This is a genomic window from Klebsiella sp. 141162 (assembly GCF_050600755.1).
GTDB lineage: Bacteria > Pseudomonadota > Gammaproteobacteria > Enterobacterales > Enterobacteriaceae > Klebsiella > Klebsiella aerogenes.
The window spans coordinates 243,944-256,743 of sequence record NZ_JAQIRI010000003.1 but is presented as its reverse complement, the minus strand read 5'-3'; the positions used below and the strand labels follow the sequence as shown (position 1 = coordinate 256,743).

The window sequence follows — 12,800 nt, the reverse complement described above, 5'->3', positions numbered from 1 at the left end:
ATTAATTTTAATTAAATCAAAAAGATATTTACTATTTTTGCCGGTTAAGTTATCGCGTTAAATGTGATGAACTTAACAGCGGACATGGCTGGCGCCGGGGTGCAAAAAAGGGCATTTTCCACGGTAAGATTATCAGGAAAGGGTATCCTGCAAGCCCGTCCTGGACTATCCTTGTCAGCGTCTGGCACGCGTGTGCCTGTTTGCGCTTTTTTTGGCTGAAGGAGTAAAAAAATGGCGACAGGAAAGTCCTGCTCTCGCTGGTTTGCGGCCGTTGCGGCCATATTAATGGTGGTTAGCCTGAGTGGGTGTTTTGATAAAGAAGGCGATCAGCGCAAAGCGTTCATCGACTTCCTGCAGAATACGGCAATGCGTAGCGGCGAACGTCTGCCAACGCTTACCGCCGATCAGAAAAAACAGTTCGGCCCCTTCGTTTCCGATTATGCGGTGATTTACGCTTATTCACAGCAGGTCAGCCAGGCGATGGATGCAGGTCTGCGCCCGGTGGTTGATAGCGTTAACGCCATTCGCGTGGCGCAGGATTATACCACTCAGCGTGAACCGCTGCGTCAGGCTAACGGCGCGCTGGGCGTGCTGAGCCAGCAGCTGGAAAACGCCAAAATGCAGGCCGATGCCGCGCATGGTGCGCTGAAGCAGGCTGATGACCTTAAGCCGGTTTATGACCAGGTGTTTAATAAAGTCGTGACGGCGCCGGCGAATGCGCTGCAGCCGCTGATCCCGGCCGCGCAGATCTTTACTCAGCAGCTGGTCCAGGTGGGTGATTTTGTCGCTCAGCAGGGGACGCAGGTGAGCTTCGTGGCCAACGGTATTCAGTTCCCGACGTCACAGCAGGCGAGCCAGTACAATGCGCTGATCGCCCCGCTGGCCGCACAGCATCAGGCCTTTAATCAGGCCTGGACGGCGGCGGTTAACGCCACGCGTTAATCGGTATATCGCTGTTCTCCCGGCTGACGGCGTAAGCGCCGCCGGCCGGGCTTCTGCTTTTCTCGCTTACTTCACCTGCGGGTTCACACAGTTCTTCTCTACCTTGCCGTTCAACGCGTCAATCAGATTGTCTACCGCGCAGGCCGCCATGTTATAACGCGTCTCGTGGGTAGCGGAACCAATGTGCGGCAGCGCGACCACGTTCGACAGTTTCAGTAATGGCGAATCTTTTGCCAGTGGTTCATGTTCAAAGACATCAAGACCGGCGGCGTGGATCTCACCGGCCTGCAGCGCCGCAATCAGCGCCTGCTCGTCAACCACCGGACCGCGCCCGGCGTTAATGAAGATGGCGGAAGATTTCATTTTGGCAAACTGCGCTGCGCCGAACAGGTGGTGGGTCTCTTCGCTCAGCGGCAGGATCAGGCAGACGAAATCCGCTTCCTGTAACAGGGTATCCAGATCGCAGTAGCGGGCGTTAAAGCGCTCTTCCGCCTGCGGATGCTGACGGCGCGCGTTATACAGAATCGGCATGCCGAAACCGAAGTGGGCGCGCTGTGCCAGCGCCATGCCAATGCGGCCCATGCCGACGATGCCTAAGGTTTTATGGTGTACATCGCAGCCGAACCAGTCCGGCCCGATGCTTTTGGTCCATTCGCCCGCTTTCACGCGTTCAGCGACCTCAACCACCCGACGCGCGGTGCTCAGCACCAGCGCCATCACCGTATCGGCGACGGTTTCGGTCAGCACGGTCGGCGTATGCATCAGCAAAATCTTGCGCGCGTTCAACGCATTGACATCAAAATTGTCGTAGCCGACAGACACGGTAGAGGTCGCACGCAGCTTCGGCATTTTCTCCAGTAACGCGGCGTCAACCTTTTCACTCGAACCCAGTAAACCTTCCGCCTGGGCGAAAGCCTCCGCGTGCTGTGAAACGGTTTCCGGACGCAGGTTTTTCACCTGGGTGACGGAAAAATGTTCCTCCAGACGATGTAACAGGTCGTCGGGAAGCGTTTTATAGAGAATGACAGACGGCTTCATGCGAATCTCCGTAGCGTAAGTAGTTCAGGCGTGATGAGCGCCAAGCGGAAGTTTTTGATTCTTAGCAGGCTTAACAATTAAAGTAAGCCATACCGAGGCGAAAAGCGCCACACCCATGAAAATGTACGAGGCGGACGGGCTGCCGGTTGCGCCGTTGAGATAGCCGACGAACCATGAGCCAAAGAAGGAACCCAGCGCTCCCATACTGTTGATCAGCGCCATCGCGCCGCCGGCGACGTTGCGCGGCAGCATCTCCGGGATAATCGCAAAGAACGGACCGTACGGGGCGTACATGGCCGCGCCGGCGATCACCAGCAGGGTATAAGAGACCCAGAAATGGTTGGCGCCGACGGCCCACGAGCCGATGAACGCCAGCCCGCCAATGAGCAGCAGCGGCCAGACAAACAGCTTACGGTTCTGCATCTTATCGGAAGCCCAGGAGACGGCAATCATCGCAATCGTTGCCGCCAGATAGGGTACTGAAGAGAGCCAGCCTACCTCGACCATCCCCATGTTTTCGCCGCCGCTGCGGATGATTGACGGCAGCCACAGTACGAAACCGTACACGCCGATGCTCCAGGCGAAATATTGCATACACAGTAGCACCACGTTGCGTGAACGGAAGGCTTCGCCATAGTTACGCACCGCTTTGATACCCTGCTGCTCGCGCTCCAGCTGTTCCTGCAGCGCCGCTTTTTCACTTTCCGCCAGCCAGTTCACCTGCGACGGTTTGTCTTTCACCAGTACCCACCAGCAGAAGGCCCAAATTACTGCAGGGATCCCTTCAAAGATAAACATTTCACGCCAGCCGAAGGCCTGGATCAGATAACCCGATACGACCGACATCCACAGTACGGTGACCGGGTTGCCGAGGATCAGGAAGGTGTTGGCGCGCGAACGCTCTGATTTGGTGAACCAGTTACTGATGTAAATCAGCATCGCCGGCATGACCGCCGCTTCCACCACGCCTAGAATAAAGCGGATGGCCGCCAGCGCCGGGATGTTATGCACTACGCCGGTCAGCGAGGCGCAGCCGCCCCACAGGATCAGGCAGATAAAGATAAGTTTACGCACGCTGCGGCGTTCGGCGTAAATCGCTCCGGGGATTTGGAAGAAGAAGTATCCAAGGAAGAAAAGGGCGCCCAGCAGCGATGAGATGCCTTTAGTGATGCCAAGGTCTTCGGTAATGCCCGCGGCCGATGCAAAGCTGAAGTTGGCGCGGTCAAGGTACGCCAGGCTATACGTGATAAACACGATAGGCATGATGTACCACCAACGTTTTGCTGCATTTGTTGAACTGTTCATAGGCTTGCCTCTGTCAATGAGGTGACATACGCCCGCCGGGACGGGCGCTGCTGTGCCGCACTGCATGTAGGGTACAGGACGGCTGTTTTAGGTGAAAAGATTATTCGCCCAGCGCTTCGCGGGTGGGCAGCCCTTCGCTATCGCCCTGGACCTGAATGGCCAGCGAGCCAATTTTGTTACCACGGTTCACGGCTTGCGTCAGCGTTTTGCCTTCCAGCAGCGCGCTGATCACGCCGACGGCAAAGCCATCGCCCGCGCCGACGGTGTCCACCACGTTATCGACTTTAATCGCGGCGATGGCGCCCTGTTCGCCGTCAGCGGTCTTGAACCAGGCGCCGTCGCAGCCGGTTTTAATCACCACCGCCTTAACGCCGCGCGACAGATAGAAATCAGCGATACCTTCCGGCGTCTGCTGGCCGGTAAGAATCACCCCCTCTTTTAAGCCTGGCAAAACCCAATCAGCCTGGAAGGCGAGGCGGTTCAGTTTCTCCACCATCTCGGCTTCGCTTTTCCACAGTACCGGGCGCAGGTTTGGGTCAAAAGAGAGGGTTTTCCCTTCGGCTTTCATTACGTTGGCCGCATGTTCCAGCAATGCATACGAGCTGTCGGACAGCGCGGCGGCGACGCCGCTTAAGTGCAAATGGCGGGCGCTGGTGAAGTAATCGGCGCGGAAATCTTCCGTCGACAGATGGCTGGCAGCCGATCCTTTACGGAAATATTCCACGATGGGATCGGTTCCATTTTCGACTTTAGATTTCATCTGGAAGCCGGTAGCGTAGCGCTCGTCAACGGCTACGCCGCGCGCGTCAATACCTTCTTTGGCCAGTGAATTCAGCACGAAACGGCCAAAACTATCGTTGCCGACGCGGCTCACCCAGCCCACCTTCAGCCCCAGTCGCGCCAGTCCGGTCGCCACGTTCAGTTCAGCGCCGGCCACGCGTTTGATAAAGCGTTCAACTTCCGCCAGTTCGCCGGTTTCGGTGGCGACAAACATCGCCATGGCTTCGCCAATGGTAATGACATCTAAGTTTTCCATGGCTTAATCCTCGCGTAGCAGATCAACGTAATGGCGGGTGACGGCGGTCAGGTCGTCGCCGACCAGCGGGAATTCAATACCGCGCGGCGCGTCGGCGGGCAGGTTATCGAGCAGCGCCAGCCAGCGTGCGTCCGCCAGGTCCGGCGGGACGGCGCGATACTTCTCATGATGAGGCTCCGCCGCCTTCACATGAATATAGCTGACTGCGGGGGCCAGATGGCGTGCGGCTTCTTCCGGCGAATCGCCGACCCACAGCCAGTTCCCCATGTCGAAAGTCAGCGTCACCGGCATCTGATGGACCCGACAGGCGGCTTTGAAGCGCTGCATCGGCGCCAGTTGGCCGCAATCGGTCTGGTCATTTTCCACCACCAGCGCCATGCCGCTGTCGCTCAGAATATCGCGCAGCGTCTCCAGCTGTTGATTATGGATGAAATGACCGAGGGAGAGCTTCAGCCACAGGGCGTTGAGGGTTTGCGCTTCCTCAAGTAATGACGGGAGATTAGGATTGAGCTCGCCATTGTCGGCGAACAGCGCTTGCGGCGCGGAGTAGCAGGCCAGCAGGCCCCGTTTTTCAATGTCGGCCGCCAGCGTCGGCAACTGCTTCAGTTCCGCCGCGCTGAACAGCTCGCGGCGAATTTCCACGCCATCGGCGCCGGAACCGGCGATAAAGGGTAATACGGCGGACTGCCCGCCAAGCGCTTTAACGTGGTCGTTGCCATAAGCGGCGGTGACGACAATGATTTTTCTGGCCATTGAACAAACTCCTGGCGTGGTGGGGCTTAACTCCCTATTACGCTAGATGGTACCGGTTCCAAAGAAAAGGCCAGGATGTTTAATTTATGATCGTCATCACGATGAATCGTTAACGAGAAGTTGATCCCCGCACAATGAGCTCGCCGGAGAACACCCGCTCGCAGATGGGGTCGCTGCCGCCTTCGATACGTCTGACGACCTGTTCGACTGCGGCATAGCCAATCTGCCAGGTTGGTTGTTTGAGGGTGGTGATGCCGACGCCGGCCAGCTCCGCCCATTCCAGCTCATCGAAGCCCAGCAGGCCGATATCGCTGCCCCAGATGAGGTCAACGCGCTTCAGCGAGCGGGCTACCTGTAACGTCAGGGCGCCGTTGGCGGAAATCACCGCTTTGCGCATTCCGCGGTGGCGGGCGTGGAACTGGCGCAGGACGTTATCCATCATGGCGCCGTCGTTGAGCGGCACCTCGGCGTTTTCCGCCACTACGCCAGTATAGCGCTGTAGGGTGGCGCGGAAGGCGTCCAGACGTTCGCGGCGGGTGTTAACGGAGCCAATCGGCTCGCTTAAAAACAGCAGCGCTTCAAAACCCTTTTCTACCAGATGCTCGGTGGCGGTGGTGGCGGCCTGGGTGTTATCCAGCCCCACGACATCACAGGCGAAATCGGGGATTTTACGGTCGATAAGCACCATCGGCAGCGCGGATTGCTGCAGACGGTTGAGGCCTTCTTCGCGCATGCCGACCGCATTAACCACAATCCCTTCAACCTGATAGCTGCGTAAGAGGTCGAGATAGTGGAGCTCCTGATCGATTTCGTTGTTGGTATTACATACCAGCAAGGTGAAGCCTTTTTCGCGGCAGGCGGCTTCGATCCCGCTTAACACGTTCACGGAGTAAGGGTTAGTGATATCGGCGATGATCAGGCCAATCAGGCGGGTACGGCCATGTTTCAGGCCACGGGCCATCAGGCTGGGACGGTAGTTGAGCTCGGCAATCGCTTTTTCAATCCGCGCCAGTAGATCGTCGGATAGCAGATGCTTTTCGCCGTTGAGATAGCGTGAAATGCTGGTTTTACCGGTCTTCGCGGCTTTCGCCACGTCGCTGATGGTTGCTCGCGCCGCTTTCGCCATGATGGCTTCCTTTGCTGAAAATCTGCCAACACCTTAGCGCGAAAAATAGCGATATCAAGCATTTTGCCCGGCAGGAAGGCTGCCGGGCCGGAAACGAGAAGATTACTGCAGCGGGCTGAGGGTAATTTCCACGCGACGGTTCTGCGCTTTGCCTTCCGCCGTGCTGTTGCTGGCGATCGGATTCGCCGGGCCCATGCCGGTGGTGCGAATACGGTTAGCCGCCACGCCCTGAGTGATGAGCGCGCTGGCGACGCTGTCGGCACGCTGTTGTGACAGACGCATGTTCAGATCGTTGCTGCCGGTGCTATCGGTATATCCGACGACGTTAACGGCGGTTTTCTCGTACTCTTTCAGCACCATCGCGACGCCGGTCAGGGTGTTGGCGCCTGCAGGTTTCAGGTTGGCGCTGCTGCTGTCAAAGGTGACGTTATTCGGCATGTTGAGCACGATGTTGTCGCCATTTCGCGTCACGCTGACGCCGGTTCCCTGCATTTTTTCGCGCAGTTTCGCTTCCTGCACGTCCATGTAATAACCGATGCCGCCGCCGAGCGCCGCGCCTGCCGCTGCGCCAATCAGCGCGCCTTTGCCGCGGTCATGTTTGGAAGAGGAGAGCGCGCCGACGCCTGCGCCCACTAAGGAGCCGATACCCGCGCCGATGCCGGATTTTCCTGCTTCGCGTTCGCCGGTATAAGGGTTGGTAGTACAACCAGAAATAGCCAGTGTGCCGCTAACGATAGCAGCAATCATCAGTACGCGTTTTTTCATCTTATTTCCTTAATCCTTTTTATTCTTTGCCACCGCAAGCGTGACGGTTGATTATGACGTCCGAATACGGAGAAAATTCCCCGTAGGGTATCTCTTTTTGTAAGTAACATTGAACGGTTGACTAACAAACCGCCACAACACCTGCATTCGCTGACCCAGGAGCCTGCTTTGCCAACCTCATCTGCAACTAAAACCATCCTAACCGCGGCCCACTGGGGGCCAATGCTGGTGGAGACGGATGGTGAAAATGTGATTTCGTCCCGCGGCGCGCTGGACACCCCCTTCGCCAACTCGCTGCAAACGGCGGTGCGCGAACAGGTGCATAGTAAAACTCGCGTTCGCTATCCGATGGTGCGAAAAGGCTATCTCGCCTCGCCGCAACAGCCGCAGGGCGTACGCGGCCAGGATGAATTCGTGCGGGTAAGCTGGGAGCAGGCACTTGATCTGATTGATGCCCAGCATCGACGGATCCGCGAAAGCTACGGCCCGCAGTCGATTTTCGCCGGTTCCTATGGCTGGCGTTCTAACGGCGTGTTGCATAAGGCGGCAACCTTGCTGCAGCGCTATATGAGTCTTGCCGGGGGCTATACCGGACACCTCGGCGATTATTCAACCGGCGCGGCGCAGGCGATCATGCCTTACGTGGTAGGCGGTAATGAAGTTTATCAGCAGCAGACCAGCTGGCCGCTTATTCTGGAGCACAGCGAGGTGGTGGTGCTGTGGAGCGCTAATCCGCTGAATACGCTGAAAATTGCCTGGAACGCCTCGGATGAACAAGGGATCCCCTGGTTTGATCGCCTGCGCAAGAGCGGCAAACGGCTGATCTGTATCGATCCCATGCGATCGGAAAGCGTTGATTTCTTTGGCGAATCAATGGAGTGGATCGCCCCGCATATGGGCACTGACGTCGCGTTGATGCTGGGGATCGCCCATACCCTGGTCGAGCATGGCTGGCAGGACGATGAATTCCTCGCCCGCTGTACCAGCGGTTATGACATTTTCGCCCGCTATTTGAGTGGTGAAAGCGATGGCGTCGCCAAAACCGCCGAATGGGCTGCGGCGATCTGCGGCGTAGCGGCGGATAAAATCCGCGAACTGGCAAAACTTTTCCATGAAAATACCACCATGCTGATGTCCGGCTGGGGCATGCAGCGCCAGCAGTTTGGCGAGCAAAAACACTGGATGCTGGTGACGCTGGCGGCGATGCTGGGGCAGATTGGCACGCCCGGCGGCGGTTTTGGTCTTTCTTACCACTTTGCCAACGGCGGCAACCCGACGCGCCGCGCCGCGGTGCTGGCCTCTATGCAGGGGAGCGTGGCGGGAGGAACCGATGCGGTGGAGAAAATCCCGGTCGCCCGTATCGTTGAGGCGCTGGAAAACCCTGGGGCAAGCTATCAGCACAACGGGATGACGCGTCGCTTTCCCGACATCCGCTTTATCTGGTGGGCGGGCGGCGCCAACTTTACCCATCATCAGGATACCAACCGACTGATTGAGGCCTGGCAGAAGCCGGAGCTGATTGTGATTTCCGAATGCTTCTGGACCGCCGCCGCGCGCCATGCCGATATCGTCTTACCGGCGACCACTTCGTTTGAGCGCAACGATCTGACCATGACCGGCGATTACAGCAATCAGCATCTGGTGCCGATGAAGCGGGTGGTCGCGCCGCGCGATGAAGCGCGCGACGATTTTGATGTCTTTGCGGATCTGAGCGAACGCTGGGAGGCGGGCGGTCGCGAACGTTTCACCGAAGGAAAAAACGATTTGCAATGGCTGGAAACCTTCTACCAGATTGCCGCCCAACGCGGGGCGCAGCAGCAGGTGACGCTGCCGCCGTTTGCCGAATTCTGGCAGGCTAATCAGCTAATAGAAATGCCGGAAAACCCGGACAATGCCCGATTCTCCCGCTTCGCGGCATTCCGCGCAGACCCGCAGGCTAACCCGTTAAAAACCGCGAGCGGGAAAATTGAAATTCACTCGCCGACCATTGCCGGGTTTGGCTATGCCGATTGTCCGCCGCACCCGATGTGGCTCGAACCTGATGAGTGGCACGGCAACGCCGAGGCGGGTCAGCTACAGGTGCTTTCCGCCCACCCGGCGCACCGCCTGCATAGCCAGTTGAACCAGACTTCGCTGCGAGAACGCTACGCCGTCGCCGGGCGTGAACCGCTGACTATCCATCCGCTGGACGCGCAGGCGCGCAATATCGCCGACGGCGATCTGGTGCGGGTGTGGAATTCACGTGGTCAGGTACTGGCCGGCGCGGTGGTCACGGAAGGTATTCGCCCGGGGGTGATTTGCCTGCATGAAGGCGCGTGGCCGGATATCGACCCCGATGCCGGAATTTGCAAAAACGGCGCGGTGAACGTGCTGACGAAAGATATTCCGACCTCGCGTCTGGGCAACGGTTGCGCCGGGAATACGGCGCTGGCATGGCTGGAAAAATATGATGGACCCGCGCTGGCGCTCAGCGCATTTGACCCGCCGGCCAATGCATAATCCAGGTCGGATGCTGGGTGTCGTCCTGCCACGCGCAGTCTTCTATACGGAAGCCCTGCGCGTGGTAGAAATTCACCGCCCGCACGTTTTTCTGATAAACCTCCAGACTTAGCCAGTCGTAGTGCTGCTTGACCTCATCAAGCAGCGCGCGGCCGATACCGTGGCGGATCGCTTGCGGGGTGACGAAAAGCGCCCCGACGAAGCGCGAATCCATCACGCTGACAAACCCTTTCAGCGCATCATTCTCCTGCCACACCCAGGTGGCGGCGGCGGGAAGATAGACATCGCGCACGACTTCCAGACTCTCCCGCCAGTAGCTTTCTGCAATGAACGGATGCGCGTAAATAGTGCTTTCCAGCCACAACTCGAGTAGCGGGCCGGTCTCTGCGGCATCCCATTTTTTGATCATGCTGGTCTCCCGGGGTGGCAACAGCAACCGGTCACGTGATCGTTGACTAACCCGCAGGCCTGCATAAATGAATAACAGATAGTGGAGCCGACGAATTTAAAGCCGCGCTTTTTCAGCGCCTTAGATAGAGCATCGGAGGCTGGTGTGGTGGTGGGGATTTCGGCGAGCGTCGCGGCATGAGTAATTTGCGGCTGATTATCGACAAACGACCAGACAAAATCGCTGAATGCTTCACCGTTGGCTTCCATGGCGAGAAACGCCCGAGCATTGCCGATGATGGCCTGGATCTTCCCCCGATGGCGGATGATGCCCGCATCCTGTAGCAGACGCTCGACGTCTGCTTCATCCATGGCCGCTACGCGAACCGGGTCAAACTGGTGAAAGGCCTGACGATAGTTTTCCCGTTTTTTCAGTACGGTTATCCATGAGAGTCCCGCCTGCTGGCCTTCGAGGCAGATCATTTCAAACAGCTTTTGCGGCGTTCTCTCGGCGACTCCCCATTCGTTATCGTGATACTGGATATAAAGAGGATCCTGGCTTACCCATCCGCAACGTTGCATGTTTCTCTCCCTTTCGTCAGAAAACTTTTTCATCCGCCTTGACGGCTGAAAGATAAAGATAATAGTTAATACAGGGAAACCACTTCCCATCAACTCCTTATACTTCAAGTTGCGTAGAAGTGGGCGGCAGCTCGAATTATTTTGAGTATAAAAACACAGCAACATTGCCGATTCGGCTCTTTTGGAGTCGCATTAATGATAATAAAGAAATGCAATGGCCTCCGGGGTGGGTTGGCCCCGGCGTGCATCACTATCTGGGTGTCGTGTGTTTCAGGCGCCAATGCCTGGCAACAGGAATATATCGCTAACGATACAAAAAGTAATACGTCGGAACGCTATACATGGGATAGCGATCACCAACCGCGTTATGAAGATATTCTCGCCGAGCGAATGAGGGCGTCAGAAGCGCCCGCCGGACTGGCGTTGAATCAGGCGCTGGCGCCGCCGGATTTGAGTCACGGCATGAGCGTGGGATGGAACTACTCGCTGGCCAGCGGCGTGACCTCCGGGCCGGTCGCCAGCTTGCGTAGCGATCTCAACCCGCCGCCCGCGACGCGTCGCGCGGGCGAAAGTATTTACGTCAACACGCTCGGCTGGCGTATGGATTACCAACAGCTATGGGGCGTGCATCCATGGGCGCAGGTGAGCTATAACCAGTCTATCTCTATCGATAACAATGCGTCGATTAGCCGCGGAAAAGACGGTAGCTGGGGCGACGTCACGCTGGGCGCAGATATGCCGCTGGGTTCACATCTGGCGGCGTGGGCCACACTTTCACAGGCAGATAACGTTCCGTCGGGTGAAAATACGCTGTATCTGATGGGCGTCAGCGCCAATTTCTGACCGAATTTGTTACGCATTTGAAATGCAGTCGTTACTGTAAAATCTCAGTAACGGCGCGTTTCTGTGAGGTAGCGCACACTAACTTTTTGAGTGAAATTTAGGGAATGAATGTTTTGCAATGTCATTCATTCCGCCATAAATGCATTTCATTCCTCGTTGATGGCAGTTCATGCCGTTTTCCCCCACCGGATTTGGGGATTTGGTTATTGTGGCGGCAGTTAATCCTTCAGGACATCTGCTATGAACGCTGCAAACACTCAATATACCCGTTGGCTCACGCTGATTGGCACGATCATTACGCAATTCGCTCTGGGATCGGTTTATACATGGAGTTTGTTTAATAGTTCTCTGGCCAGCAAATTGGACGAGCCAGTAAGCCAGGTGGCATTTTCCTTCGGCCTGTTAAGTCTTGGGCTGGCGCTATCCTCTTCCGTTGCCGGTAAATTGCAGGAACGCTTTGGCGTGAAACGCGTCACCATGGCATCCGGCATCCTGCTTGGCGTCGGCTTTTTCCTCACCGCCCATGCCAACAGCCTGATGATGCTGTGGTTGAGCGCCGGCCTGCTGGTCGGTCTGGCGGACGGCGCGGGCTATCTGCTGACGTTGTCGAACTGCGTGAAGTGGTTCCCCGAGCGTAAAGGTCTGATTTCCGCCTTCTCAATTGGCGCTTATGGCCTTGGCAGCCTCGGTTTTAAATTTATCGATAGTCACCTGCTGGCGACGGTTGGGCTGGAAAAAACGTTTGTTATCTGGGGCGCTATCGTACTGGTGATGATCGTCTTTGGCGCCACCATGATGAAAGATGCGCCGAATCATCCCGCGACCACTACCGCCAACGGCGTTGTCGAAAATGATTTCACCCTTGCTGAATCCATGCGTAAACCGCAGTACTGGATGCTGGCGGTGATGTTCCTGACGGCCTGCATGAGCGGTCTGTATGTGATTGGTGTAGCAAAAGATATCGCGCAGGGCATGGTGCATCTCGACGTGGCGACGGCGGCGAATGCGGTTACCGTGATTTCTATCGCTAACCTGAGCGGCCGCCTGGTGCTGGGTATCCTGTCCGACAAAATCTCCCGTATCCGCGTGATTACCATCGGTCAGGTGGTCTCCCTGGTTGGTATGGCGGCCCTGCTGTTCGCGCCGCTAAATGCGATGACCTTCTTTGCGGCGATTGCCTGTGTGGCCTTTAACTTCGGCGGCACCATTACCGTCTTCCCGTCGCTGGTAAGCGAGTTCTTTGGCCTCAATAACCTGGCGAAAAACTACGGCGTGATTTATCTCGGCTTCGGTATCGGTAGTATTTGCGGTTCGCTGATTGCCTCCGTGTTCGGCGGCTTCTACGTCACCTTCTGCGTCATCTTCGCTCTGCTGATTTTGTCGCTGGCGCTTTCCACTACCATTCGTCAGCCGAAAAGCGAAATTTACCACCAGGCGCACGCCTGATAGCATCGCCCTTCCTAAGCGAATAATGCCTTACCAGCCAGATATTTTGTAAATATCTGGCTGAATCACATTCCTCGC

General features: G+C 56.9%; 12 protein-coding genes. 4 read left to right on the top strand and 8 right to left on the bottom strand.

What is annotated here, in order from left to right:
* Positions 1-231 precede the first annotated feature (231 nt).
* Positions 232-942, top strand: a complete 711-nt coding sequence (locus PGR23_RS12390) for a DUF3053 domain-containing protein (RefSeq protein ID WP_045390744.1) — start codon at positions 232-234, stop codon at positions 940-942.
* Between the two features lie 66 nt (positions 943-1,008).
* Here PGR23_RS12390 and ghrB read toward each other — a convergent pair whose 3' ends face one another.
* The 6 genes from ghrB to PGR23_RS12360 form a co-directional block, all read right to left on the bottom strand.
* Positions 1,009-1,980: a glyoxylate/hydroxypyruvate reductase GhrB gene (ghrB, locus tag PGR23_RS12385; RefSeq protein ID WP_315711824.1), complete on the bottom strand. Its 972-nt coding sequence runs from the start codon at positions 1,978-1,980 to the stop codon at positions 1,009-1,011.
* Between the two features lie 24 nt (positions 1,981-2,004).
* Entirely contained in the window at positions 2,005-3,285 is a 1,281-nt protein-coding gene (locus PGR23_RS12380) for an MFS transporter (protein ID WP_045390750.1), read from the bottom strand.
* A 100-nt stretch (positions 3,286-3,385) separates the two neighbouring features.
* On the bottom strand, positions 3,386-4,321 hold the full coding sequence (locus PGR23_RS12375; RefSeq protein WP_047047762.1) for a sugar kinase: 936 nt from the start codon (positions 4,319-4,321) through the stop codon (positions 3,386-3,388).
* 3 nt (positions 4,322-4,324) lie between these two features.
* Complete coding sequence (locus tag PGR23_RS12370; protein ID WP_289577773.1) at positions 4,325-5,074, bottom strand: sugar phosphate isomerase/epimerase family protein; 750 nt, start codon at positions 5,072-5,074, stop codon at positions 4,325-4,327.
* A 109-nt stretch (positions 5,075-5,183) separates the two neighbouring features.
* Positions 5,184-6,200 carry a LacI family DNA-binding transcriptional regulator gene (locus PGR23_RS12365; RefSeq protein ID WP_045390758.1) on the bottom strand — a complete coding sequence of 339 codons (1,017 nt, stop codon included), beginning with the start codon at positions 6,198-6,200 and terminating at the stop codon, positions 5,184-5,186.
* Between the two features lie 102 nt (positions 6,201-6,302).
* Positions 6,303-6,965, bottom strand: coding sequence for an OmpA family lipoprotein (locus PGR23_RS12360; protein ID WP_015369222.1), 663 nt, complete (start codon positions 6,963-6,965; stop codon positions 6,303-6,305).
* Between the two features lie 168 nt (positions 6,966-7,133).
* On the opposite strand from PGR23_RS12360, the gene PGR23_RS12355 reads away from it, so the two are divergent.
* Complete coding sequence (locus PGR23_RS12355) at positions 7,134-9,464, top strand: molybdopterin guanine dinucleotide-containing S/N-oxide reductase (protein ID WP_396279319.1); 2,331 nt, start codon at positions 7,134-7,136, stop codon at positions 9,462-9,464.
* On the opposite strand, the gene PGR23_RS12350 is transcribed toward PGR23_RS12355, so the two are convergent.
* Together PGR23_RS12350 and tag are read right to left on the bottom strand one after the other, a co-directional pair.
* Positions 9,433-9,873 carry an N-acetyltransferase gene (locus tag PGR23_RS12350; RefSeq protein WP_348876591.1) on the bottom strand — a complete coding sequence of 147 codons (441 nt, stop codon included), beginning with the start codon at positions 9,871-9,873 and terminating at the stop codon, positions 9,433-9,435. The two genes, PGR23_RS12355 and PGR23_RS12350, sit on opposite strands and share 32 nt — an antisense overlap.
* The gene (gene tag, locus PGR23_RS12345; RefSeq protein WP_047067270.1) at positions 9,870-10,433 is read right to left on the bottom strand and encodes a DNA-3-methyladenine glycosylase I; all 564 of its coding nucleotides are present in this window, start codon (positions 10,431-10,433) and stop codon (positions 9,870-9,872) included. The genes PGR23_RS12350 and tag overlap by 4 nt, the downstream gene beginning before the upstream one ends.
* Positions 10,434-10,691: 258 nt before the next feature.
* Here tag and PGR23_RS12340 point away from each other — a divergent pair, with 258 nt between their 5' ends.
* Both PGR23_RS12340 and PGR23_RS12335 read left to right on the top strand, forming a co-directional pair.
* On the top strand, positions 10,692-11,276 hold the full coding sequence (locus PGR23_RS12340; RefSeq protein WP_161801957.1) for an autotransporter outer membrane beta-barrel domain-containing protein: 585 nt from the start codon (positions 10,692-10,694) through the stop codon (positions 11,274-11,276).
* A gap of 240 nt (positions 11,277-11,516) precedes the next feature.
* Positions 11,517-12,722: an L-lactate MFS transporter gene (locus tag PGR23_RS12335; protein WP_045390772.1), complete on the top strand. Its 1,206-nt coding sequence runs from the start codon at positions 11,517-11,519 to the stop codon at positions 12,720-12,722.
* The last annotated feature ends 78 nt before the right edge of the window (positions 12,723-12,800 follow it).